Here is a 23952-nt window from a genome sequence, read left to right on the forward strand (position 1 = left end):
GAGCGGGCTGGCTTCAGTTCAGTACAGAAGTTTCGCCTCGGGCCAAGAGATGTCGCCGGTCTGAAAGCTCGATTAACCTACTGAGCAATCAATCCGGAACGGCAAATGTCCCCGACACCCGTCCGCCGGGCCGCCCGCTGGTCGCCGCGCCGCTGCCATCCACGCTCGACAGGCCCGAGTTGAGATCGATCACCAGTCGCCCGCCGTTGAGCCGATCGGCACCGCGATTAAGGCCGACATTGCCCGACAGCACGATCGTCTTGCGCTTGAAGTCGTAAACCCCGGCATCGCCGCGCGCGCGCTCGTTGCCGCGTGTGACCTCCACGTTGCCACTCGCATCGAGGCGCTGGATCGTGAGCTGGCCCGCATCGGTATAGGCGATGGTGGTGCGCTGCGCGGTCAGCCGCAGGTCGCCCTGGCGGATATCGACCGAACCTGACAGCACCACGCGGTTCTGCCGGTCCTGTAACTCGATCCGGTCGGCACCGAAGTTCACCGGCTGGTTCGAATCGAACGAGCCGAGCGATTGCGCCCCGGCAATCGAGGAAAAGGCCAGCGCACCGGCGGCGCCCGCAATTGCCCCGGCAGCGAGGCCCTGCAGCGCCAGCTTGCGCAAGGATGGACGCATCTTGGTCATGACCGGGTTCGATAAGCCATCTTGCGCCATTGGCAACTCCTCATCGCACTGCGCTCGGAAGACGCAGCTTGCCCGGCACCATCCGCATCCGCGCATTGCCCGAGAGCATCAGGGTGCGTGCGGCAAGGTCGGCGCGAATCTGGTCGGCGCTGAAATTGCCCGCCGGGACCACGCCGCTTACGCGGCCCGTGCCGGTCATCACCCGCTTGGACAGGTCGATCGCGACATTGCGCGCGCTCATCTCGTAGCCGTCGGCGGCGGTGAAACGGACGATGCCGGGAACCGACACCACCTCGTCGTCGATATCGTAGTGCGCGCCGGGCGCGCTGAGCACGGCCGGGCCTTCGGGCAGGACGATCCGCGCGGTCAGATCGCGCAGCTGCACCAGCGGCAGCGAATTGCTCTGCTGCACCGCGCTGCCCGCCATCAGCGAGAACGGACGGCCCTCGTCATCTTCGCCGCGGTACATCGCGTCGTTCACCCGCAGCCGGTCCTCGGCAATAGCGACCTTGTTGCGGTCAAGCAGGAAGCTCACCTCTCCGCGCGGGGAAAGCGGGGTGATCAGCATCATCGCCGCGATCATGCCCACCAGCGCAGGCAGGCCCAGCGCCAGCACCCGCACGATCTTGTCGAGCGGTGAGCCGGGCGTGGCGAAGGCCTGGCGGCGGGTGCGGATACGGTCGGCTCTGCTGGTCATGACGGTTGGTGCGTAGCGGGCGCCTTACTCGTGGCTGAAGATGTCCTTGTCCGCCCAACCGGCCAGATCGAGACGGGCGCGCGTAGGCAGGAAATCGTATGCCGCCTGCGCCATTTCAAGCCTGCCCTCGCGTTCGAGCCGCGTAATCAGGATCTCGCGCATGCGGTGAAGGAAGCGCACATCCGAGGCCGCATACTCGCGCTGGGCGTCGGTGATGGTGTCCGCGCCCCAGTCCGAACTCTGCTGCTGCTTCGACATATCCTCGCCGAGCAGCTCGTTGACGAGGTTCTTCAGGCCATGCCGGTCGGTGTAGGTGCGGGTCAGCTTGGAGGCGATCTTGGTGCAGAACACCGGGCCGGCCTCCACGCCCAGATAGTGCTCGATGGCGGCGAGGTCGAAGCGGGCGAAGTGGTAGATCTTCACCCGGTTGCGGTCGGCCAGCACGCGCTTGAGGTTGGGTGCATCGTAGCTGCTGCCGTTTTTGAAGCGGACGAGGTGCTCGTCGCCCTTGCCATCGCTGATCTGGACCACGCACAGGCGGTCGCGCGCGGTGACGAGGCCCATCGTCTCGGTATCGACGGCGAGCGGGTGGTCGGGCGCAAGATCGGCAAAGGTGCCGTCCGGCAGGTCTTCCTCGTGGAAATAGACAGTCATGGCTAGGGCCCTTAGGCGCATCGGGGATAGAGGGAAAGAGCCGCTGGCGGTGGGCTGGCTGCTTGCCTAGGCTGCGTTGTATGTCCGATACAGTTCCCGCAAGCTGGGCCAAGGTGCTCGATCCGGTCCTTTCGCAGCCCGCCGCGCGCAAGCTCGGCGGCTGGCTGCGCGCCGAGGAGGAGGCGGGCAAGGCGATCTACCCGCCGCGCGGCACCCGTTTGCGTGCTTTGGAACTGACCCCGCTGGAGGCGGTCAAGGTGGTGATCCTCGGGCAAGACCCTTACCACGGGCCGGGACAGGCGCATGGGCTGTGCTTCTCGGTGCAGGACGGGGTGGCCCTGCCGCCCTCGCTCAAGAACATTTTTGCGGAGTTGGCCGAGGATTGCGGGATTGCTCCGGCTGCGGGCGGCAACCTTGAGAGCTGGGCGCGGCAGGGGGTGTTGTTGCTTAACAACACGCTGACGGTGGAGAATAGCAAGGCGGGCAGCCATGCGGGCAAGGGCTGGGAGGCGATCACCGACGCCTGTGTCGCTGCCGTCGCCGAGCGTGACGAACCCTGCGTGTTCATCCTGTGGGGCAGCCATGCGCAGGGCAAGGCGGCGCGGATCGCGGCGCTGCGCGAGGGCGGACCGCACCTGTTGATCAAGAGCCCGCATCCGAGCCCGCTCTCGGCCTATCGCGGGTTTTTCGGCTCGAAGCCGTTTAGCCGGGCGAACGCATTTCTGGTGGAGCACGGGCGCGGGGCGGTGGACTGGCGTTTGCCCGGAAGTTGACGAAGTTGACAGTCTGTCAGCCTCGAAAATGCAGAAAAATGGCGTTATTGTATGGCTTTGGTTCTTATTGCCAAAGTTGACACTCTGAAGAAATAGAACGTTGGCGCGCAGGCGTTGGGTCATGGGCGGATAGTGCACCGACGCAACGTTTGTAGGAAAACGCCATTACACGGGTCCTTCGAGACGGGCGCTCAGCCTGCGGCTTCGTGCCCTCCTCAGGACGAACGGGGATTATGGCGGGTTTGCGATCCCATCCCAACCTCCGCTCAGCCTGAGCTTGTCGAAGGCCACGTGTTGCCTTCGCCTCCTGCCCATCGTCGCCCCGGGCTTGACCCGGGGCTGGGCTACCTTCGTTCCCCGGGCCCGCATCGCGTGCGGGTATGACGGGAGCGCTGGAGCCTCATGACATTAGCCTGATCCACCTTGCTCCCCTCCCTTTGGGGAGGGGGTGGGGGCTCGACGCTGGTTCGCGTGGAACCCTCATCCCAACCCTTCCCCGAGGGGAAGGGTTTTGCGAGTCAATGCTATGTCGTCAGAGGCTAAATCAGCGCGGCAGTTCGGTCGCGCCCATCAGCGCTTCGTCCACGCTGGCAGCGCACTGGCGGCCCTCGCGGATCGCCCAGACCACGAGGCTCTGACCGCGCCGCATATCGCCGCAAGCCCAGATCTGCTCGTCGCTGGTGCGATAGGTCACCGTGTCCGCATCGACATTGCCGCGCTCGGTCAGCTTCACGCCCGACTGCTCGACCACGCCCGACTTACGCGGGCCGACAAAGCCCATCGCCAGCAGGATCAGGTCCGCCTTCAGCACGAACTCGCTGTCCGGCACTTCCTCCAGCTTGCCGTTCGACCAGTCGGCCCGAACACAGCGCAGCCCGGTGACCTTGCCGTCTTCGCCGACCACTTCCTTGGTCAGCACGGCCCAGTCGCGATCCACACCCTCTTCGTGGCTGGTCGAGGTGCGCAGCTTCATCGGCCAGTCGGGCCAGGTCAGCAGCTTGTCTTCCATCTCGGGCGGCTTGGGCATGATCTCGATCTGGGTGACCGAGGCCGCGCCCTGCCGGTTCGAGGTGCCGACACAGTCGGAGCCGGTGTCACCGCCGCCGATCACGATCACGTGCTTGCCGGTCGCGGTGAGCGAGCCGCGCGGGGCGGCGCGCTCTTCGCTGTCGCCCGCCACACGCTTGTTCTGCTGGGTGAGGAACTCCATCGCCAAGCGCACGCCGGGCAGCTCGGCGCCCGGAATCTGCAACGGGCGCGCATCTTCCGCGCCGCCTGCCAGCACGATGGCGTCGAAGTTTTCTTTCAGCGACTTCATCGAGACATCGACGCCGACCTCGGTCGAAGTGCGCAGCGTGATGCCCTCGGCCTCGAACTGCACCGCGCGGCGGTTGATCAGCGACTTCTCCATCTTGAAGTCGGGGATGCCATAGCGGAGCAGGCCGCCGATCCGGTCGGACTTCTCGAATAGCGTGACCGAGTGCCCGGCGCGGGCAAGTTGCTGCGCGCAGGCCATGCCGGCGGGGCCAGAACCGACCACGGCGACGCTCTTGCCGGTCTTCTTCTCGGCGGGTTGCGGCTGAATCCAGCCTTCCTTCCACCCACGGTCGACAATCGCGCATTCGATCGACTTGATCGTCACCGGCTGGTTGGTGATGTTGAGCGTGCAGCTCGCCTCGCACGGGGCGGGGCAGACACGGCCGGTGAACTCGGGGAAGTTGTTGGTCGAGTGCAGCACTTCGAGCGCGTTCTGCCAGTCCCCCTCGTACACAAGGTGGTTCCAGTCCGGGATGATGTTGTTCACCGGACAGCCGTTGTGACAATAGGGAATGCCGCAGTTCATGCAGCGCGAGGCCTGCAACTGCAGCTTGTCCTCGTCATGCGGGATGACGAACTCGCGGTAGTGCGTCAGCCGTTCCTTGGGATCGGCATAGGTGCGATCCTGACGGTCGACTTCGAGAAAGCCGGTTTCCTTACCCATCTTCAATAACCCTTATTCGGCCGCGACGCTGGCGGCTTCGGAGCGCTCGGCTTCCTGTTGCTTCAGCGCGCGGGCGTAGTCCACCGGCATCACCTTCACGAACTTGGCCAAAGCATTGTCCCAGTCTTCGAGCAGCTCGGTCGCCCGGCTTGAGCCGGTGTGGAGCTTGTGGCGTTCGAGCAGAATGCGCAGCCGCTCGGCATCGTGGTAGAGCGGGTCGCCCATGCCGTAGTCGGTCACGCTGGTCGGCCGCTGGGCGGGGCGCCCGGTGCCTTCCTGCTCGCTCGGAGCGGCGCTGATCGGCTCCAGCTCGACCTGCGCCATGTTGCAGCGCTCGGCGAACTTGCCATCCTCGTCGTAGACATAGGCGATGCCGCCGCTCATGCCTGCGGCGAAGTTGCGCCCGGTCTTGCCGAGCACGCAGACCACGCCGCCGGTCATATATTCGCAGCCATGATCGCCCGTGCCCTCGACCACCGCCACGGCGCCCGAGTTGCGCACCGCGAAACGCTCGCCGCCGACGCCGTTGAAATAGGCCTCGCCCGCGATGGCGCCGAACAGCACGGTGTTGCCGACGATGATGTTCTCTGCGGCCACGCGGCCCGTGCCTTCCGGCTGGCGCACGATCACGCGGCCACCCGACAGGCCCTTGCCGACATAGTCGTTGCCGTCGCCCACCAGATCGAGCGTGACGCCATGGGCAAGCCAGGCGGCGAAGCTCTGTCCGGCGGTGCCGGTGAAGGTGATGCGCAGCTGGTCGACGTCGAGACCCTTGTGGCCATGCGCGCGGGCGATCTCGCCCGAGAGCATCGTGCCGACGGTGCGGTTGACGTTGCAGATCGGGAATTCGAGCGACAGCACCTTGCCCTCGTGGATCGCCGGGGCCGCCGCCTCGATCAGCTTCACGTCGAGCGCCTTTTCAAGGCCGTGATCCTGACCGGTGGTGTGATAAAGGCTCTTGCCCTCTTCCAGTTCCACGGTGTGCAGCAGCTTGGAGAGGTCGACGCCGCTCGCCTTCCAGTGGTTGATCGCACGGTTCATGTCGATCCGGTCGACCCGGCCGACCATCTCGTCGATGGTGCGGAAGCCCATCTCGGCCATGATCTGGCGCAGCTCTTCGGCGACGAAGAAGAAGTAGTTGATGACGTGCTCGGGCTGGCCGACGAAGCGCTTGCGCAGCTCGGGGTTCTGCGTGGCCACGCCCACCGGACAGGTGTTGAGGTGACACTTGCGCATCATGATGCAGCCCGCCGCGATCAGCGGAGCCGTGGCAAAGCCGAACTCGTCGGCCCCCAGCAGCGCGCCGATGGCGACGTCGCGTCCGGTGCGCAGGCCGCCGTCAACCTGCACCGCGACACGGCTACGCAGATCGTTGAGCAGCAGCGTCTGCTGCGTTTCGGCGAGGCCAATCTCCCAGGGGCTGCCCGCATGGGTGAGGCTGGTCAGCGGCGAAGCGCCGGTGCCGCCCTCGTAGCCCGAGATCGTGATGTGGTCGGCGCGCGCCTTCGACACGCCCGCAGCCACGGTGCCCACGCCAACCTCGGAGACGAGCTTCACCGAGATGCGCGCCTTGGGGTTGGTGTTCTTCAGGTCGTGGATCAGCTGGGCCAGATCCTCGATCGAGTAGATGTCGTGGTGCGGCGGCGGCGAGATCAGGCCCACGCCCGGCGTCGAGTGCCGGGTCGCGCCGATGGTCTTGTCCACCTTGTGGCCGGGCAGCTGGCCGCCTTCACCGGGCTTCGCGCCCTGCGCCATCTTGATCTGGATGTCGTCGGCATTGACCAGATATTCGGTGGTCACACCGAAGCGACCGCTAGCGACCTGCTTGATTGCCGAGCGCAGGTTGGTGCCGTCGGCCTGCGGCTTGAAGCGGATCGGATCCTCGCCGCCCTCGCCGGTGTTCGACTTGCCGCCGATTGTGTTCATGGCAGCCGCCAGCGTGGTGTGCGCTTCCCAGCTGATCGAGCCATAGCTCATCGCGCCGGTGGCGAAGCGCTTGACGATTTCTTCCGCCGGTTCGACCTCGGAAATGTCGAGCGGCTGGTCGGCCTTCTTCAGTTCCATCAGGCCGCGGATCGTCAGCAGGCGTTCGGACTGCTCGTTGATCGAGTCGGCGAACTTCTTGTACTCGGCCGGCTGGTTGCCGCGCACCGCGTGCTGGAGGTTGGCGACGTTGGCAGGCGTCCAGGCATGGTCCTCGCCGCGCAGGCGATACTGGTAGATGCCGCCCACATCGAGCATGTTGCGATAGATCGGGTTGTCGCCGAAGGCCGCCGCGTGGCGCTGCACGGTCTCTTCCGCCACCTGCGCAAGGCCGATGCCCTCGATGGTGGTGGCAGTGCCGGTGAAGTACTTGTCGATGAAGGCGGTGTTCAGGCCGACCGCATCGAAGATCTGCGCCCCGCAATAGGACTGATAGGTCGAGATGCCCATCTTGGACATGACCTTCTGGATGCCCTTGCCGATGGCCTTGATGTAGTTCTTCTGCACGTCCTTTTCAGACAGGTGCGGGAACTTCTCGGCGCGCAGGTGCTCCATCGTCTCGAAGGCGAGGTAGGGGTTGATCGCTTCCGCGCCATAGCCCGCCAGCACGCAGAAGTGGTGCACTTCGCGCGCCTCGCCGGTTTCGACCACGAGGCCGGTCTGCATGCGCAGGCCCTGACGTACGAGGTGGTGGTGCACGGCCGCCGTCGCCAGCAGCGCGGGCATCGGGATGCGGTCGGAACTCGCCGCGCGGTCCGACAGGATCAGGATGTTCTTGTCCTGCAACACCGCTTCGGTGGCGGCCCAGCACATCTCCTTGATCGCCATGCGCAGGCCCTTGGCGCCCTTCTTGGCGGCCCAGGTGATGTCGATGGTCTCGGTGCGGAACGCGCCATCGAGGCTCGCCTCGACCGAGCGGATCTTCTCCATATCGGCGTTGGTGAGGATCGGCTGATCGATTTCCAGACGCTTGTGCGTGCCCGCCTCGTGGCCGAGCAGGTTCGGGCGCGGGCCGATCATCGATAGCAGGCTCATCACCAGTTCCTCGCGGATCGGGTCGATCGGCGGGTTGGTCACCTGCGCGAAGTTCTGCTTGAAGTAGTCGTAGAGCAGGCGGCCCTTCTTCGAGAGCACCGCAATCGGCGTGTCGGTGCCCATCGAGCCGATCGGATCGTCGCCGTTGACGGCCATCGGTTCGAGGAAGCGGGTGACGTCTTCCTGCGTGTAGCCGAAGGCCTGCTGGCGATCGAGCAGCGTCTCGTCCGCCGCGCGCACGGCGTCCTGATCGGTCTCGATGGCTTCGAGGTCCTTCAGGTTGTACTGCGCCTTGTGCAGCCACTCGGCATAGGGCTCAGCCCCGGCGAGTTGCGCCTTCAGCTCTTCATCCTCGATGATGCGGCCTTCTTCGAGGTCGATCAGCAGCATGCGGCCCGGTTGCAGCCGCCACTTGCGCACGATGTCTTCCTCGGCGAACGGCAGCACGCCGCTTTCCGAAGCGAGGCAGACGATGTCGTCCTTGGTCAGGCAGTAGCGCGCCGGGCGCAGGCCGTTACGGTCAAGCATACCGGCGATCTGACGACCGTCGGTGAAGGCGAGCGCGGCGGGGCCGTCCCACGGCTCCATCAGCGCGGCGTGATATTCGTAGAAAGCGCGGCGCTCGGGGTCCATGCCCGGATCGCGCGACCAGGCTTCCGGCACCAGCATCATCATCGCGTGGGCGAGCGAATAGCCGCCCAGCAGCAGCAGTTCGAGCGCGTTATCGAGGCAGGCGGTGTCCGACTGGCCGTGCGGCACGATCGGCCACAGCTTGTCGAGGTCGGCGCCGAGCAGGTCCGATTCCATCGTGCGGCGGCGCGCGTTCATCCAGTTGACGTTGCCGCGCACGGTGTTGATCTCGCCATTGTGCGCGATCAGGCGGAACGGCTGGGCCAGCCGCCAGCTCGGGAAGGTGTTGGTCGAGAACCGCTGGTGCACGAGGCCCAGTGCCGAAAGGCAATCGGGATCGCGCAGGTCGTCATAGAACGACTGGACCTGGTTCGCCAGCAGCAGGCCCTTGTAGACCACGGTGCGGCTCGAAAAGCTCGGCATGTAGAGCTTCAGCAGGCCGGGCATGTCGTGCTTTTCGGCCAGATCCTTCAGCGGGTTCTGGGTCTGCTTGCGGATCACGATCAGCTTGCGCTCGAACGCGTCCTGATCGGGGCAGTTCTCGCCGCGCGCGATGAAGCACTGGCGGATCACCGGCATCGAATCGAGCACGGCCTTGCCCAGCCCGTCGAGCGTGGTCGGCACGTCGCGCCAGCCGATCAGCGTCTGGCCTTCCTTGGCCACGAACTTCTCGAACTGGCCGGTGATGAAGTCGCGCGCCTCGGTGTCCGAGGGCAGGAAGCACATGGCCACCGCATAGTCGCCCGCAGGCGGCAGGGTCAGGCCCTCGGCATCGGCCCACTTGCGATAGAGCTTGTCGGGGATCTGGATAAGGATGCCAGCGCCGTCACCCAGCAGCGGGTCCGCACCGACCGCACCGCGGTGGTCGATATTCTCGAGAATCTGCAAGGCCTGCGACACAATCGCATGCGATTTGACGCCTTTGATATGGGCGACGAAGCCCAGACCACAGTTATCATGCTCGTTGCGTGAGTCGTAAAGGCCCTGGTTCTCGGGAAAATCGGGACGCTGGGTCAGCTTGGTCAAGTCAGTCTTCCTGTCTGGACCCGACCTTGGGGCGCGTCCCGCCACCGGTTACATCGGCAACGAAACGCGAATCTCACAGGCACCGGGCCGCACGAAAATGTCGCGAAGCGTCCCCATGGCGACAGGAAGCGAATTTTGCAAGTGCGGCGCGCGCTTGGGCACCACAGCTTTTGTCATGACGGTTAGCTGGCGCGGCCCATGCGCTGGAGGTTGCGCAGGGCTTCGCGCAGCGCGCGGTCGGTCTCGTCGCTGGACAGGCCATCCGCGTCGGTCTGCGAGCGGTTGCCCGGAAACGCGAGCGCTGCTTCGGCTTCATCGGCCTCGGGCTCAGGCTGGAAGTGCTGCTGCTCGGCTGGCGCGGCGCGGGGCCTGACGAAGGGAAGCGCGAAGCTTGCCGAAAGCGCGCTGGCCTCCTGCTCGTCCTCGTCTTCGTTGGCGTGCGCGGCGGTGAAGCTCGCGAGCGAGGCGATGGGGGAGGGGCGGGCCGCTTGCTCCTGCTCGCCGTCGTCGATGACAGCGGGCGCGGCATTCTCGAAAAAGGCCTCGCGGGCCTGCGCGGCCTCATCGGGGGCAACGGTGCCGAAGGCTTCCGAGGTATCGAGCGGAGCGGGATCGGGCAGGCTTGCTTCCGCCGCAGCGGCAGCGGCGGCGGCGCGCTGGTTCTGCTCGATCACCCAGGCGCGGTGCTTCTCGATTGTCGCTTCGAGCTTCTGCACCAGCTGCACCAGACCGAGTTCGGCCAGATCTTCGCGGATCGCGCCGGGCGCGCGGTCGGTCAGCGGCAGCGGGGCGGAGAAGGTCTGCGGTTCGGGCGCGTGCTCGTACTCTGGTTCAGGCGCGGGTTCAGCGGCCTCGACCGGCTGGGCGAACGGAGCGGGTGCGGGCTCTTCCTCGGCGACTGCGTATTCGCTGTCGGCGGCGTAATCGTCCTCGAAGTCATCCTCGTGGATAGGATCGGTCGCCTCGAATTCCGGCGCGAAGTCCGCAGCCGGGGGCGCAAACCGCATCGCGGGATTGGCGAACTCGTCGGCGGCGGTTGGTGTATCGTCTTCCAGTGCCGGCACATCGCCGAGTTCGGTCTCGTCTGGCAGCTCTTCTGCCTCCTGCGCGGCGAGCGCCAGCGCGCGGCGGCGCGCGGTGCCGTTGCCGTCGAAGCCTTCGCTGCCAAGCTCGGCATGGGCATTGACCGGCGGGCGGCGAATCAGATCCGACGGGTTGGTCGAACGGTTGGCGATGGCGATCTGGTTGGCGCGCTTCACCTGCCGCGCCACGAGCAGGCCGATCACGGCCCCGCCCAGTGTCGCCATCAGCGCGATTCCGGCGCGGGCGGTGAGCCCGAGCGGCGGCTGAGCGGCGGAAAGCAGCGAAGGAAGGCCCGTGGCGACCACCAGCTTCTCGATCAGGCCGATGGGGACGATCAGGCTGCCAATGCCGAGCAGTGCGGCGAACCACAGCGCCACGATCACGGCGAAGGCGGGATGCGCGGACAGCGGCGCCTTCGCGCCTGCCCGTGTGTTGCGCGTGCCGTCTGTGCGACCCTGCTCGACTTTTGCCACCAGCCTTGCGTCCTTGCGTTACGCCGAGTCGAATTGCAGCCCGAGAGAATCAGGCAGCAGTAGATATACGGCAATCCAAGGGTTTGCCTAGCAACGCTTGGTAAACGGAAAGATAACGACCCGCATTGGTGAACCAGTCGTGCTTGTCGGCGACGTGCCTGCGGCCCGCATCGCGGATCGTGTCCCAGCGGCTGCGGTTGCCGAGCAGGCCGGCCAGAGCATCGGCGCAGGCTTGCGGATCGTCGGGCGCGAACAGCACGCCGGTCTTGCCGTCTGCGATCAGTTCGCGGTGGCCGCCGATGTCGCTCGCCGCCACCAGCGTGCGCTGGGCCATGGCCTCAAGCGGCTTCAATGGCGTGACGAGATCGGTCAGGCGGCTGCGTTTGCGCGGATAGGCCATCACGTCGCACAGCGCATAGTAACGCTCGACCTCATGGTGCGGTACGCGGCCGATGAAATGGATCGCATGGGCGGCGCTGGAGGCCTCGGCCTGCTTACGCAGCGCCTCCTCCATTTCGCCGCCGCCGACCAGCAGCAGGCGCGCATCGGGCACCCGCTGGAGCAGCATGGGCATGGCAGCGATCAGGTCGTCGAGGCCCTCATAGTCGTAGAAGCTGCCGATGAAGCCGATCACCGGCCCTTCGCCGAGGCCGAGCTGCGCCGCCAGCGCCGCATCGCGCGGCGGCGGCGTGCCGAACAGCGCGAGGTCGACCCCATTGGGCATGACCCCGATCTTCCCGCCATCGTGGCCGCGCGCGATCAGGTCGTCGCGCAGACCCTGGCAGATCGTCATCACCGCATCGGCACGGGCGACCACCCGGTTCTCCAGCGCGCGGGTGATGCGGTAGCGCAGCGAGCCTTCGGTGGTCATCAGGTTGCCCACCGCCGCATCCTCCCAGAAGGCGCGGATCTCGTAGACCACCGGAATGCCGAGCCGCTGCCCGGCGCGGATCGCGGCCATCCCGCACAGCGACGGCGAGTGGGCGTGAAGAATGTCGGGCCGCCAGTCCCTGGCCAGCGCGACGATGGCATCGGCGAGCAGGCCGACCTCGCGCCATTCGCGCAGCCCCGGCGGGCCGCCTGCCGTGCCGCGGGTGCGGTGGAAGGTCAGGCCGTCCTCGGTCTCCACATCGGGGCCGTCCTCGGTATGGCGCAGGCCGGTGATCCCGCGTACCTCCAGCCCGTGGCGTTCCTGCGCCTTGAGGATCGCGCGCGTACGGAAGGTGTAGCCTGAATGGATCGGCAAGGAGTGATCGAGCACGTGCAGGATGCGGGCCGCAGGCCGGGAGAGCGAGGCGTGGATCATGGTGCCCGCCATGGCACGACAAGCTTAACGCCGCGTCAAGGGCTTGGCGCTAAGGCCCTGTGTGAAAGGCCGCCTCACCCGTGATCGACTACTTCGCCATTGCCCTGACGCACGGCCTGATGGCGCTGGCCGTCTGGCGCCTGCTGGCGCGCCCCGATCTCGACGACGACAGTCTCGTGGGCGAGGAAGAGGTCAAGCCCAAGCCTTGGCTTGTCGCACGCGACGAGGATGCCAGAGAGGGTTCTGGAGGCGGCCATGGTTGATCTGGTCCTGCTCGCCTTCATCGGGCTGATGGCCGCGATGGGGCTGAAGCGCCCGTTCGTCTGGGTGCTGCTCTATATCTATATCGATCTGGTGATCCCGCAGAAGATCGGCTGGGGGCTCATTCAGGCGTTGCCGCTGTCGCTGATGATGTTCGTGCTGGCCTTCGGCGGCTGGCTGGCGCTCGACAGCAAGGAGGGGAGCCGTTTCACCTTTCGCCAGGGGTTGATCGTGGCGCTGCTGGCCCTGTGCGCCTTCACCACATTCCGCGCCGTGTTTCAGGACAGCGCCTGGCAGAAATGGGACTGGGTGTGGAAGAACCTGCTGTTCGCCGCCTTCCTGCCGCTGGCCATGCGCACCCGCCTCAGGATCGAGGCCGTGGCGCTGGTGATGGTGCTCTCCATCGGCGCGATCTGCATCTCGGGCGGGATGAAGACGGTGTTCGGCGGCGGCGGCTATGGCACGCTCAAGCTGCTGGTGGTCGAGAACTCGGGCATTTACGAAAGCTCGATCATCTCGATTGCGGCGATTGCGATCATCCCCATCGCGGTGTGGCTGGCGCGGTTCGGCACGGTGTTCCGCCCGCACTGGACGGTGACCGTGTTCGTGGCCTGCCTGTCGCTCGCCTGCCTGCTGATGCCGGTGGGCACCAATGCCCGCACCGGGCTCGTCTGCGCGGCGGTGATGGCGGTGATGATGCTGCGCACGGTGCGCAACCGGTTCGTCTATGCCGGGCTGGCGGGCGCGGCGCTGGTGATGGCGGTGCCGTTCCTGCCGCAGAGCTTTCTCGACCGGATGGGCACGATCACCGACCATCAGGAGGACGAATCGGCCTCGACCCGGATCGCGGTGTGGAACTGGACGCTCGACTACGCGAAGCAGCACCCCTTCGGTGGCGGCTTCGATGCCTACCGCGCCAACAGCTTCACCTATCAGATGCCGCAGGTGACCGGTTCGGGCAACTCGCGCTCGATCACCTATGTCGAGGTGACTGACGAGGGGCGCGCCTATCACTCATCCTATTTCGAGATGCTGGGCGAACAGGGTTGGCTGGGGCTGGGGTTGTGGCTGCTGCTGCACGGGATCGGTTTGCTCCAGATGGAGCTGGTGCGCCGCCGTTTCCGCCCGAAGGATGGCGAGAAACTTGGCTGGCAGTGCGGACTGGCCGACGCGCTGCAACAGGCGCACGTGGTGTTCCTGATCGGCGCGCTGTTCGTGGGCATCGCCTTCCAGCCGTTCGGCTTCCTGATCGTGGGGATGGAGATCGCCTTCGGCAGCTATCTCAAACGACAGGACGGAACGGGGCGCCAGCCGCGCTTCGCCCCGCCCGCAGAACCGCTGGCGCAGGCATGAACTGACGCTCAGTTCACGCCCGGATTGGCGCGCATCCATTCCTCCAGCACCGGAGCGATGCGGGTGCGCCACTTGCTGCCGTTGAAGATGCCATAGTGGCCCACGTCGCGCGCGAGATGATACTTCTTCATCGCCAGCGGCAGGTGCGGCGCAAGATCGAGCGCGGCGCGGGTCTGGCCGATGCCCGAAATATCGTCCTTCTCACCCTCGATCGCCAGCATTGCCGTATCGCGAATGGCGTCAGGGTCGATGGCCTTGCCGCGGTGGACGAATTCGCCCTTGGGCAGGGTGTGTTCCTGGAACACGTGCTCGATGGTCTGGAGGTAGAACTCGGCGGTCATGTCGCAGTGCGACAGGTACTCATCGTAGAACTGCTTGGTCTTGTCGGCGCTTTCCTGATCGCCGACCGTCAGATGTTTGAACATCTCGTAGTGGCTCATCATGTGGCTCATGAGATTCATCGAGATGAAGCCCGCCACCTGCAAAAAGCCCGGATAGACCCGTCGGCCCGCACCCGGATAGCTGAACGGCACGGTGGCGATCACATTGTTCTGGAACCAGCTCAGCGGCTTGTTCATCGCCAGATCGTTGACGCCGGTCGGGCTGGCGCGGGTGTCGATCGGGCCGCCCATCATGGTGAGCGTGGCCGGACGGCATGGGTCCTTCTCGGCTCCCATCACGGCGGTGGCGGCAAAGGCCGGGACCGACGGCTGGCACACGGCCAGCACATGGGTGTTGGGGCCGATGAACCGGAGGAATTCGATCAGGTAGTCGATATAGTCGTCGAGATCGAACAGGCCCGCGCTCAGCGGGACGGTCTTCGCATCGGCCCAGTCGGTAACATAGACCTCCTGATTCTCGACCAGCCGCGCGACCGTGCCGCGCAGCAGCGTGGCGAAGTGCCCGCTCATCGGGGCGACCACCAGCATGGTGGGCGCGTCCTCGGGCAGGCCCTCGCGGCGGAAGCGGATCAGGTTGCCGAACGGCTTTTCGAGCACGGTGGTCTGCGCGACGGGATAGCTCTTGCCGCCCACCTCGGTGCTGTCGATCCCGAAGGCGGGCTTGCCGCGCTCCTCGTAAACATGGGCGAAGACCTTGAGCGCGCTGGCCATGGCCGGGCCCATCCCGAGGTAGCCCATCGGCAGCGCCGGATTGGACAGGATGTTGGCGCCGAATTCGGCCCAGTGGCTGGCGCTGGAAAGCCAGGCTTTCTGCATTTCGTAGGCGGAATAAAGCAAGTGTCTTGACCCTTCTTGCGCGAACTGCGTGCTTCCGGCACCCTGCGCGGTGCTTCCGTTATGCTCCCTATATAGGGAAGATTGTGCAGTGCGGCAAAAAATTAGTTTTCGCGTGAAACCCGGATGATGTGACGCGCCATGCTTCAAAGGGCGCAAAATCTGGTCTAGGGCGCTCGCCTATGGCCAAGTCTCCTGCTTCCGAAACTGACTCCGTAGAACCCAAACCGGCCCGCGATCTCGGCCCGCTCGGCATGATCTTCCGCGCCGCGCGCGCCTATCCGGGGCTGATCGTGGCCGCGGGCGTGGCGCTGGTGGTCACGGCTTCGGCCACGCTGGCAATTCCGGCCGGTTTTCGCGAGATCATCGACCGCGGCTTTTCGGAAGGGAGCGATCCCGGCGAAATCAACCGCTGGTTCCGCTATCTGCTCGGGATGGTGGTGGTCCTTGCCGTCGGCACCGCCTGCCGGTTCTACTTCGTGTCGATTCTGGGCGAGCGGGTGGTGGCCGATATCCGGCTTGCCGTGCAGCAGAACCTGCTCCGCCTGTCGCCGGGTTTCTTCGAGGAGAACAGCCCGAAGGAAATCTCCAGCCGGATGACTGCGGATACCACGCTGATCGAATCGGTAGTCGGCACCACCATCTCGGTGGCCTTGCGCAATCTCATCATGGCCATCGGCGGGCTGGTCTACCTTGTCTGGCTGGCGCCCGGTCTCACGGTGATGCTGCTGCTGGTGGTTCCGGCGGTGATCGTGCCGCTGGTGGTGTTCGGTCGGCGCCTGCGCAAGATCAGCCGTGCGAGCCAGGACCGGGTGGCAGATGTGGCCGCGACCACTTCCGAAGTGCTCGGCGCAATGAAGATCGTGCAGGGCTTCAATCAGGAAGGCCGCGAGCTGGCGCGCTTCGGCAAGTTCGTCGAGGAGACTTTCGTAACGGCCAAGCACCGGATCCTGACCCGTTCGCTGATGACGCTGTGCGGGATCGCTTTCGTGTTCGGTTCGATCGTGCTCCTGATGTGGCGCGGCGCGGTGCAGGTGGCCGAGGGTCTGCTGTCGGGCGGCACCATAGCCGCTTTCGTGCTCACCGGCGTGCTGGTGGCGGGCGCGTTCGGCTCGCTGACCGAGGTCTATGGCGACCTGCTGCGCGGTGCAGGCGCGGCCAGCCGGCTGAAGGAGCTGCTCGAAGAACAGCCCGCCATCAAGGCCCCGGCCCGCCCGCAGGCGATGCCCGAGCCGCCGCGCGGCAGCCTTGCGTTTCAGAACGTCACTTTCTCCTATCCCACCCGCCCGACCGACACCGCGATTCGCGATTTCACCCTGACGGTAGAGCCGGGTGAGACCGTGGCCATTGTCGGCCCCTCGGGCGCGGGCAAGTCGACGATCTTCCAGCTGGCCGAGCGATTCTACGATCCGCAGGCGGGCAGCGTGAAGATGGACGGGGTGCCGCTGACCCAGGCCGACCCGGCCGAGGTCCGCCGCCGCATGGCGCTGGTGCCGCAAGAGGGCATCCTGTTCGCCGCCAGCGCGCGCGACAACCTGCGCTACGGCAACTGGCAGGCGAGCGAAGAGGCGATCTGGGAAGCGGCCCGCACCGCCAATGCGGAAGACTTCCTGCGCGATCTGCCGCAGGGGCTCGACACCTTCCTCGGCGATGGCGGCGCGCGCCTTTCGGGCGGCCAGCGCCAGCGCGTGGCCATCGCCCGCGCGGTGCTGCGCGATGCGCCGATCCTGCTGCTCGACGAGGCGACCTCCGCGCTCGATGCTGAAAGCGAGCAGCTGGTGCAGCAGGCGCTCGAACGGCTGATGCAGAACCGCACCACGCTGGTGATCGCGCACCGCCTCGCCACCGTGCGCGCGGCGGACCGGATCGTGGTGATGGACAAGGGCGAGATCGTCGAACAGGGCGACCACGCCAGCCTCTCGGCCTCGGGCGGGCTCTATGCCCGGCTCGCCTCGCTCCAGTTCGACGCCAAAGCTCCCGCCTGAGGCAGGACTCTTGAGGCACGGGCAAGGCTGGGTTAAGCCGCGCTCGTATCATTCGAAACGAAACGTGGTATTCGCCGCGCGCGGCACCATATTTGCCGCATATCTTTCCAACCGGAGCCGCTCATGATCCGTCGCCTGCTTGCAACCTCCGTTTCCGCCCTTGGCCTTGCTCTCGCAACACCTGCGCTGGCGCAGGATGCCGCCGATGCGCCGCCGGAAATGAACTTCGGCACCTGGGGCGTCGATACGAGCGAGATCGACACGGCGGCCAGGCCCGGCGACGACTTCTTCGCCTATGCCAACGGCAAGTGGGTGCGCGAGACCGAGATCCCCGCCGATCAGAGCCGCTATGGCCTGTTCGCGATGCTGGCCGAGAAGTCGACCTACGACGTGCAGACGCTGATGCGCGACCTCGTCGCCGCGAACCCGGCACCGGGCACGCCCGAGCGGCGCATCGTCGATGCCTACAACGCCTATGTCGATACCGCCGCGATCGAGGCCGCCGGGCTGGCTCCGGCGCAGCCCTATCTCGCGCAGATCGCCGATGCGCCCAGCCTTTCGGCGCTGGTCGCGCTGTTCGAGCAGCCGGGCATTCCGGCGCTGATCAGCGCGAGCGTCGATGTCGATAGCGAGAACCCCGAGCGCTATCTCGTCTCGGTCGGCTTCAGCGGCATGGGCCTGCCCGATCGCGACTACTACCTCGTCGATACGGACGAGAACCTCGCGATCCGCGCCAAGTACATGGATTTCCTGCGCTTCATGCTCGGGCAGGCGGGCTATGCCGATCCGGCTGGTGCGGCCGATGCCGTCTATGCTTTCGAGCACAAGGTGGCCGAGCTGGAGTGGGACCGCCGGATGTTCCGCATCCCCGAGCTGACCTACAACCCGATGGACCGCGCGGCGCTGCTCGCGCTCGATCCCGAATTTCCGATGGCCACGCTGCTGGCGGCGGGCCATTTCGACGGGCAGGACCTGTTTGACGCCGCGCAGCTTCCGCCGACCCCGGAAAGGATCGCCGAATTGGGCCTCACGCCTGAGCAGCAGGCGATGATGGGCGGCGGCCTGCCCGCGATGATGAAGCTGCTGCGCGAGACCCCGCTGGCCACGCTCAAGGCCTATATGGCGGTGCGCTTCCTGTCCTCGAATGCCTCGGTGCTGCCGCAGGCGATCGACGATGCCAACTTCGCCTTTTACGGCACCACGATCTCGGGCCAGCAGGAACAGCGCCCGCGCTGGAAGCGCGCCATCGCGGCGGTCGAGGGGCAGCTCGGCGAGCAGCTCGGCGCGCTTTACGTTCAGCGCGAGTTCCCGCCCGAAGCCAAGGCCGGGATGGAGCATCTCGTCGACAACCTCATCGCCGCCTATCGCGAGAGCATCAGCGAAAACCACTGGATGACGCCTGCTACCACCGAGGAGGCGCTGACCAAGCTGGCCGGCTTCACCCCGATGGTCGGCTATCCCGACGAGTTCGAGGCTTACGACGGGCTCGAAATCAAGGCCGACGATCCGCTCGGCAACCGCATTCGCACCATCGCCTGGAACCAGCAGGACGAGCTTTCCAAGCTCGGCGGCCCGGTCGACAAGAGCGAATGGGGCATGCTGCCGCAGACGGTGAACGCTTACTATTCGCCGAACTTCAACCAGATCGTGTTCCCGGCGGCGATCCTGCAGCAGCCGTTCTTCGGCCTCGATGCCGATCCGGCGGTGAACTATGGCGCCATCGGCGCGGTGATCGGGCACGAGATCGGCCACGGCTTCGACGATCAGGGCTCGCGCTTCGATGCCACCGGCGCGCTGCGCAACTGGTGGCAGGATGCCGACCGCACGGCCTTCGAGGAGCGGACGGGGATGCTGCGCAAGCTGATCGAGCAGTATTGCCCGCTCGACGACGGCACCTTCTGCCTGCGCGGCGATCTCGCCATGGGCGAGACCATCGGCGACGTGGTCGGCCTGCAGATCGCCTATCGCGCCTATCAGCTCTCGCTTGAGGGCAAGGAAGCGCCGGTGATCGACGGGCTGACCGGCGATCAGCGCTTCTTCCTCGGCTTTGCGCAGGTGTGGCGCGGCAAGACCCGCGAGGCGCGCCTGCGCAACATGATGATGGCCGACCCGCATCCGCCCGAGCAGTTCCGCCTCAACAATGCGGTGCGGCAGATGGATGCCTGGTACAAGGCGTTCAACGTCCAGCCGGGCGATGCGCTGTACCTCGCGCCCGAGGATCGTGTCTCGATCTGGTAACGCTCTGGCATGCTGCGTGTGCGAATGCTTGACTTCGCGCACGCGCTGGTGGAGGCATCGCGCTCAATTATGCGCGGTGCCTGCCACCGGGCGAATTCGAGGCCCTGCCGTTCATGACCTTCATCCAGCTGCTGCTGATCGCCGTTGTTCAGGGGACGACGGAATTCCTGCCGATCTCCTCGTCAGGCCACCTGATCCTGATCCCCTTCGTGACCGACTTCCCCGATCAGGGCCCGCAGATCGACGTCGCGGTGCATGTCGGCTCGCTGCTCGCCATCATCGCCTATTTCTTCAAGGACGTGCTGATGCTGGCGCGCGGGGGCTTTGCCACCGTGGGCATCGGCAAGGCCCCGCATGAGCGGCAGCTGTTCTGGTGGATTCTGCTCGGTACGATCCCTGCGGTGCTGTTCGGCCTCGCGATCAAGCTCGGCGTGTTCAACGGGATCGTTTCGAGCCTGTTCGGGGTAACCATCGTCGATGGCGATCTGATGGCCTCGATCCGCTTCACCCATCTGATCGCGGTGAACCTGATCGTCTATGGCATCCTGCTTGGCCTTGCCGACCGGTTCGGACGCGAGACCAAGACCTTCGAGGACATGACCTGGCGTGACGGGCTGCTGGTGGGCATCGCCCAGGCCTTTGCGATCATTCCCGGCACCAGCCGCTCGGGCGTGACCATGACCATGGCGCGCGCGCTGGGCTATGGCCGGTTCGAGGCGGCGCGGTTCTCGTTCCTGCTGTCGATCCCGGCAGTGGCCGGGGCGGGCGTGCTGATCGTGCCCGAACTGTTCAACGCCGGGGCCGAGCTGGTGCATGAGGCGCTGATCGCCGGTGTGCTGACCTTCATTGCCGCCTTCGCGACGATGGCCTTCCTGATGAACTTCCTGAAGAAGGCCTCGATGATGGTCTTCGTGATCTATCGCGTGGCGATGGGCGTCGCGCTGCTGGTCCTGTTCTGAGCCGGAGCTGATTCCGCCGCCGGTCTGTCGCCGGGCGGATCGCGCAGTTCGAGCATCTCGGCGGCATCTTCGAGCGCTCTGGCCTCGTTGCTGCTCGCGGGCGCGGGGCCGCTCATCGGTTCGGGCGCATCGCAGCCGGAGGCCAGCAGCGCACCTGTGGCGACAAGCGCCAGCCGCAGATGCGCTGCCCGGTCCATTACTCGGTCGCGCCCTTGACTTCGGCGGCTGCAGCAGCCGCGGCATCGGCGGCGCTCAGCGCGTCGTCAGCGGCGGCCTGCGCGGCATCGGCGCTGTCTTCGGCGGACTGTGTTGCGGCATCGACCGCATCTTCCACCGAAGCGGTGTCAGGCAGGGCGAGCGAACTGTCGGCCACCGGGTCGGGCACGCCGTCGAGGGCATCATCGGCGGGGACTTCGACCGTGTCGGCCATGGCCTCTTCCGAAGCGTCGGTGGACTTGCCGCAGGCCGACAGCGCCAGCAGCGCGACCGGAGCGAGCAGAGCAATCCGTTTCATGGGGGTTCTCCTTGGGGTTGCTAAACGAATGAGGGGCTGTGTAGCCGTTCGCAGGGCCGGGGCAAAACGGGAATTGCGCCCCTAGGCGCGCGCGCGCGCATCTGGCAGGTGGGGCGGCATGCTTCAAAGCTCCGCAAACCTTGAGCGCGCCCGCACCACCTTGCGCGAAGTGTTCGGTTTCGAATCGTTCCGCATGGTGCAGGAACAGGTGGTGGGCCGCGTGCTCGGCGGCCAGTCCACGCTCGCGGTGATGCCGACCGGCGCGGGCAAGTCGCTCACCTATCAGCTGCCCGCCGTGATGCTGGAGGGGACCTGCGTGGTGATCTCGCCGCTGATCGCGCTGATGCACGATCAGCTGCGCAGCGCGCGGGCGAACGGCATTCGCGCGGCCACCCTCACCAGCGCCGATGCCGACTGGCGCGAGACGCAGGACGCCTTCCGCGCCGGGGCGCTCGACCTGCTCTATGTCGCGCCCGAACGGGCCAGCCAGCCGCAGTTCCGCGACTTTCTCTCTGCCGCCCCGCTCGCGCTGTTCGCGGTCGACGAGGCGCATTGTGTGAGCGAATGGGGCCACGATTTCCGCCCCGACTACCGCCAGCTGCGCCCGCTGATGGACGCGTTCGGCGATGTCCCTCGGCTGGCGCTCACCGCCACGGCGGACCTGCGCACACGCGGCGATATTCTCGGCCAGCTCGGTATCCCTGACGATGGCCTTGTCATCTCCGGCTTCGACCGGCCCAATATTCGCTACACGATCCGCCCGCGCGACAACCTGTCGCGCCAGCTCGAACGGCTGGTGGACGAGCAGCCGGGGCCGGGCATCGTCTATGCCGGCACGCGCAAGAAGGTGGAAGATCTCGCCACCAGCCTCGCCCGCAGCACCGGGCGGCCCGTGCTGCCCTACCATGCGGGCCTGCCCGCCGAGCAGCGCGCCGCCAATCAGGCCGAGTTCGTCGCCAGCGAGGACATGGTGATGGTGGCCACGATCGCCTTCGGCATGGGCATCGACAAGCCCGACGTGCGTTTCGTCGCCCATGCCGGGGTGCCCAAGTCGATCGAGGCCTATTACCAGGAAACGGGCCGCGCGGGGCGCGACGGTGACCCGGCCGAGGCGGTGATGCTGTGGAGCGCGGGCGACTTCGCCACCGCACGGATGCGGATCGGCGAACTCGACGAGGCGCGGCAGATGGGTGAGCGCCAGCGGCTCGATGGCTTGGCCGCACTGGTCGAGGCGGCCACCTGCCGCCGCGCGATCCTGCTGCGCCATTTCGGCGAGACCCCGTCCGAATCTTGCGGCAATTGCGACAACTGCCTCAATCCGCCGCAGGTGCTGGAAGTGACCGAACTGGCGCAGAAGCTGCTCTCGGCCTGCTATCGCACCGGGCAGAGCTTTGGCTTCGGCCATTTGCAGAAGGTGCTGACCGGGGCTTCGGATGCGCGGGTGATCGAGCGCGGGCATGACCGGCTTTCGGTCTATGGTATTGTCGAAGGCGAAGAGGCAGCGCTGTTGCAGCCGGTGAGCCGGGCCTTGCAGGCACGCGGGTGTCTCGTGCCCAACGAGCATGGCGGGCTGGCGCTTGGCGGCGAGGCGCGCGCCCTTTTGAAAGGAGAGGCCGGCCTCTCGATCACCAAGCCGCCTGCGCGCTCGGAGCGCCGCCAGCGCCGCAGCCGCAACGAGGCGGCGAACCCGGTCGGCGATCCGCTGTTCGACGCGCTGCGGGCGCTGCGCCGCGATCTTGCCGCCGAGGCCGGGGTGCCGCCCTATGTGATCTTCCACGATTCGGTGCTGCGCGAGATGGCCGCACGCCGCCCGGCGTCCCGTTCCGAACTGGGCGAAATCGGCGGGGTCGGGGCGAAGAAGCTGGAGGCCTATGGCGCGGCTTTCCTCAAGGTTGTGGCCGAAAACTGACACCGCAATCACCCGCTTGCGCTTCTCCTGAAGGTGATATAAATATGATATCACAATTTCTGAGGAGATGACGATGTCGAACCATGTGACGGGGATGATCCGCAGCCGCGAAGTCGCGGCGGGTACGCGCAGCGGCTACACCATGCTGCTGGTGATGCTGGCCCTGCTCGTGTTCGTGGGGCTGAACGTGGTGACGCGCGGGTTCGGGCTGGGCAGCGTTCTGCTGTTCGTGGCCTGCATCCTGCTGCCGGTGCTCGCAATCGTGCTGATCGCTCTGGGCTTTTACATGGTGCAGCCCAATCAGGGCGCGGTGATCACGCTGTTCGGCGACTATCGCGGGACCGACCGCAAGGAGGGCCTGCGCTGGGTGCTGCCGTGGATGATGCGCAAGAAGGTCAGCGTGCGCGCGCACAACATCCATTCCGAGCGGATCAAGATCAACGATCTGCGGGGCAACCCGATCGACATTGCCTGCAACGTGGTCTGGCGCGTGCGCGACACCGCGCAGGCGGTGTTCGACGTGGACGACTATTACCAGTTCGTCGAAATCCAGATCGAGGCGGCGCTGCGCACGGTCGGCGCGCGCCACCCTTACGACGATATGAGCGATGAGGACGAAACCACGCTGCGCGGCAGCGCCGACGTCATCAACTCCGAGCTGCAGACCGAGCTGAACGAGCGGCTGTCGGCGGCGGGGATCGTGGTCGATGAGGCGGGGCTGACTCACCTCGCCTATGCCAGCGAGATCGCCGGCGCGATGCTGCGCCGTCAGCAGGCCGAGGCGGTGATCGCCGCGCGTGCCAAGCTGGTGATGGGCGCGGTGACGATGGTGCAGATGGCGCTCGACAAGCTCTCGGCTGACGAGATCGTCGAACTCGACGACGAGCGCCGCGCGGCCATGGTCTCGAACCTGATGGTGGTGCTCTGCGGCGAGCGCGAGGTGAACCCGGTCGTCAACGCCGGATCGCTGTACCAGTAAGGCGATGGCGGCCCGCAAAGCCTTTGCCCTGCGACTGGACCCTGCGCTGCACGATTGCCTCGAGCGATTGGCGGCGCAGGAGCTGCGCAGCGTGAACGCCGAGATCGAGGTGCTGCTGCGCGAGGCGCTCGAACGGCGGGGCATTCGTCCCGCCGTGAGCGAACGGCCCCGGCGGGGGCGGCCAGCGAAGGAGGAATGACGGGCACAGGTTTGCCGTGCATCGCCATTTCCTGCGCTTAAC

At 66.2% G+C, this 23952-nt stretch carries 19 protein-coding genes; 9 read left to right on the forward strand and 10 right to left on the reverse strand.

Annotated features, from left to right (window positions below):
- Window positions 1–88 precede the first annotated feature (88 nt).
- From D2V17_RS13095 to D2V17_RS13105, 3 genes are read right to left on the reverse strand one after another with little or no spacing between them, the layout of a single operon-like run.
- The gene (locus D2V17_RS13095; protein ID WP_119593282.1) at window positions 89–637 is read right to left on the reverse strand and encodes an LptA/OstA family protein; all 549 of its coding nucleotides are present in this window, start codon (window positions 635–637) and stop codon (window positions 89–91) included.
- A gap of 40 nt (window positions 638–677) precedes the next feature.
- A complete protein-coding gene (locus D2V17_RS13100; RefSeq protein WP_119593252.1) occupies window positions 678–1334 on the reverse strand; it encodes an LPS export ABC transporter periplasmic protein LptC in 657 nt (218 codons plus the stop codon).
- A 24-nt stretch (window positions 1335–1358) separates the two neighbouring features.
- A complete protein-coding gene (locus tag D2V17_RS13105) occupies window positions 1359–1988 on the reverse strand; it encodes a ribonuclease D (protein WP_119593253.1) in 630 nt (209 codons plus the stop codon).
- 80 nt (window positions 1989–2068) lie between these two features.
- Between D2V17_RS13105 and ung the strand changes: the two genes are divergently transcribed.
- On the forward strand, window positions 2069–2761 hold the full coding sequence (ung, locus tag D2V17_RS13110; protein WP_119593254.1) for a uracil-DNA glycosylase: 693 nt from the start codon (window positions 2069–2071) through the stop codon (window positions 2759–2761).
- A 544-nt stretch (window positions 2762–3305) separates the two neighbouring features.
- Here ung and D2V17_RS13115 read toward each other — a convergent pair.
- From D2V17_RS13115 to D2V17_RS13130, 4 genes are all read right to left on the reverse strand, one after another.
- On the reverse strand, window positions 3306–4742 hold the full coding sequence (locus D2V17_RS13115; RefSeq protein WP_119593255.1) for a glutamate synthase subunit beta: 1437 nt from the start codon (window positions 4740–4742) through the stop codon (window positions 3306–3308).
- Between the two features lie 12 nt (window positions 4743–4754).
- A complete protein-coding gene (gene gltB / locus D2V17_RS13120) occupies window positions 4755–9416 on the reverse strand; it encodes a glutamate synthase large subunit (RefSeq protein WP_245978710.1) in 4662 nt (1553 codons plus the stop codon).
- A 182-nt stretch (window positions 9417–9598) separates the two neighbouring features.
- Window positions 9599–10972, reverse strand: coding sequence for a hypothetical protein (locus D2V17_RS13125; protein WP_119593256.1), 1374 nt, complete (start codon window positions 10970–10972; stop codon window positions 9599–9601).
- A gap of 49 nt (window positions 10973–11021) precedes the next feature.
- Window positions 11022–12290, reverse strand: a complete 1269-nt coding sequence (locus D2V17_RS13130) for a TIGR04063 family PEP-CTERM/XrtA system glycosyltransferase (RefSeq protein ID WP_245978711.1) — start codon at window positions 12288–12290, stop codon at window positions 11022–11024.
- A gap of 68 nt (window positions 12291–12358) precedes the next feature.
- Here D2V17_RS13130 and D2V17_RS13135 point away from each other — a divergent pair, with 68 nt between their 5' ends.
- Window positions 12359–12541 carry a hypothetical protein gene (locus tag D2V17_RS13135; RefSeq protein ID WP_119593257.1) on the forward strand — a complete coding sequence of 61 codons (183 nt, stop codon included), beginning with the start codon at window positions 12359–12361 and terminating at the stop codon, window positions 12539–12541.
- Window positions 12534–13892 carry a putative O-glycosylation ligase, exosortase A system-associated gene (locus tag D2V17_RS13140; protein WP_191229186.1) on the forward strand — a complete coding sequence of 453 codons (1359 nt, stop codon included), beginning with the start codon at window positions 12534–12536 and terminating at the stop codon, window positions 13890–13892. Before D2V17_RS13135 ends, D2V17_RS13140 begins: the two co-directional genes overlap by 8 nt.
- Window positions 13893–13900: 8 nt before the next feature.
- Here D2V17_RS13140 and D2V17_RS13145 read toward each other — a convergent pair whose 3' ends face one another.
- The gene (locus tag D2V17_RS13145; protein WP_119593259.1) at window positions 13901–15130 is read right to left on the reverse strand and encodes a polyhydroxyalkanoate depolymerase; all 1230 of its coding nucleotides are present in this window, start codon (window positions 15128–15130) and stop codon (window positions 13901–13903) included.
- Window positions 15131–15309: 179 nt separating this feature from the next.
- Between D2V17_RS13145 and D2V17_RS13150 the strand changes: the two genes are divergently transcribed.
- The 3 genes from D2V17_RS13150 (at window position 15310) to D2V17_RS13160 (ending at window position 20309) form a co-directional block, all read left to right on the forward strand.
- A complete protein-coding gene (locus D2V17_RS13150) occupies window positions 15310–17112 on the forward strand; it encodes an ABC transporter transmembrane domain-containing protein (protein ID WP_119593260.1) in 1803 nt (600 codons plus the stop codon).
- A gap of 123 nt (window positions 17113–17235) precedes the next feature.
- Window positions 17236–19350, forward strand: coding sequence for a M13 family metallopeptidase (locus D2V17_RS13155; RefSeq protein ID WP_119593261.1), 2115 nt, complete (start codon window positions 17236–17238; stop codon window positions 19348–19350).
- Window positions 19351–19463: 113 nt separating this feature from the next.
- Window positions 19464–20309 carry an undecaprenyl-diphosphate phosphatase gene (locus tag D2V17_RS13160; protein WP_119593262.1) on the forward strand — a complete coding sequence of 282 codons (846 nt, stop codon included), beginning with the start codon at window positions 19464–19466 and terminating at the stop codon, window positions 20307–20309.
- Here the strand turns inward: D2V17_RS13160 and D2V17_RS13165 are convergent.
- Window positions 20267–20506, reverse strand: coding sequence for a hypothetical protein (locus D2V17_RS13165; RefSeq protein ID WP_119593263.1), 240 nt, complete (start codon window positions 20504–20506; stop codon window positions 20267–20269). The two genes, D2V17_RS13160 and D2V17_RS13165, sit on opposite strands and share 43 nt — an antisense overlap.
- Window positions 20506–20823 (reverse strand): hypothetical protein, encoded by a 318-nt coding sequence (locus D2V17_RS13170; protein ID WP_119593264.1) that lies wholly within the window; start codon window positions 20821–20823, stop codon window positions 20506–20508. The genes D2V17_RS13165 and D2V17_RS13170 overlap by 1 nt, the downstream gene beginning before the upstream one ends.
- Window positions 20824–20941: 118 nt before the next feature.
- On the opposite strand from D2V17_RS13170, the gene recQ reads away from it, so the two are divergent.
- The 3 genes from recQ to D2V17_RS13185 all read left to right on the forward strand — a co-directional run bounded on the left by recQ (window position 20942) and on the right by D2V17_RS13185 (window position 23910).
- Entirely contained in the window at window positions 20942–22732 is a 1791-nt protein-coding gene (gene recQ, locus D2V17_RS13175) for a DNA helicase RecQ (RefSeq protein WP_119593265.1), read from the forward strand.
- Window positions 22733–22805: 73 nt separating this feature from the next.
- A complete protein-coding gene (locus tag D2V17_RS13180; RefSeq protein ID WP_119593266.1) occupies window positions 22806–23711 on the forward strand; it encodes an SPFH domain-containing protein in 906 nt (301 codons plus the stop codon).
- Window positions 23712–23715: 4 nt separating this feature from the next.
- Entirely contained in the window at window positions 23716–23910 is a 195-nt protein-coding gene (locus D2V17_RS13185; protein WP_119593267.1) for a type II toxin-antitoxin system antitoxin, read from the forward strand.
- The last annotated feature ends 42 nt before the right edge of the window (window positions 23911–23952 follow it).

It is taken from the genome of Aurantiacibacter xanthus (genome assembly GCF_003584015.1).
In the GTDB taxonomy this organism is placed as follows: Bacteria; Pseudomonadota; Alphaproteobacteria; order Sphingomonadales; family Sphingomonadaceae; genus Alteraurantiacibacter; species Alteraurantiacibacter xanthus.

Bases quoted from the DNA above. Each gene is read 5' to 3' on its own strand.
- D2V17_RS13095 (WP_119593282.1), bottom strand. From the start codon at position 637: ATGACCAAGATGCGTCCATCCTTGCGCAAGCTGGCGCTGCAGGGCCTC.
- D2V17_RS13100 (WP_119593252.1), bottom strand. From the start codon at position 1,334: ATGACCAGCAGAGCCGACCGTATCCGCACCCGCCGCCAGGCCTTCGCC.
- D2V17_RS13105 (WP_119593253.1), bottom strand. From the start codon at position 1,988: ATGACTGTCTATTTCCACGAGGAAGACCTGCCGGACGGCACCTTTGCC.
- ung (WP_119593254.1), top strand. From the start codon at position 2,069: ATGTCCGATACAGTTCCCGCAAGCTGGGCCAAGGTGCTCGATCCGGTC.
- D2V17_RS13115 (WP_119593255.1), bottom strand. From the start codon at position 4,742: ATGGGTAAGGAAACCGGCTTTCTCGAAGTCGACCGTCAGGATCGCACC.
- D2V17_RS13130 (WP_245978711.1), bottom strand. From the start codon at position 12,290: ATGGCGGGCACCATGATCCACGCCTCGCTCTCCCGGCCTGCGGCCCGC.
- D2V17_RS13140 (WP_191229186.1), top strand. From the start codon at position 12,534: ATGGTTGATCTGGTCCTGCTCGCCTTCATCGGGCTGATGGCCGCGATG.
- D2V17_RS13150 (WP_119593260.1), top strand. From the start codon at position 15,310: ATGGCCAAGTCTCCTGCTTCCGAAACTGACTCCGTAGAACCCAAACCG.
- D2V17_RS13155 (WP_119593261.1), top strand. From the start codon at position 17,236: ATGATCCGTCGCCTGCTTGCAACCTCCGTTTCCGCCCTTGGCCTTGCT.
- D2V17_RS13160 (WP_119593262.1), top strand. From the start codon at position 19,464: ATGACCTTCATCCAGCTGCTGCTGATCGCCGTTGTTCAGGGGACGACG.
- D2V17_RS13165 (WP_119593263.1), bottom strand. From the start codon at position 20,506: ATGGACCGGGCAGCGCATCTGCGGCTGGCGCTTGTCGCCACAGGTGCG.
- D2V17_RS13170 (WP_119593264.1), bottom strand. From the start codon at position 20,823: ATGAAACGGATTGCTCTGCTCGCTCCGGTCGCGCTGCTGGCGCTGTCG.
- recQ (WP_119593265.1), top strand. From the start codon at position 20,942: ATGCTTCAAAGCTCCGCAAACCTTGAGCGCGCCCGCACCACCTTGCGC.
- D2V17_RS13180 (WP_119593266.1), top strand. From the start codon at position 22,806: ATGTCGAACCATGTGACGGGGATGATCCGCAGCCGCGAAGTCGCGGCG.
- D2V17_RS13185 (WP_119593267.1), top strand. From the start codon at position 23,716: ATGGCGGCCCGCAAAGCCTTTGCCCTGCGACTGGACCCTGCGCTGCAC.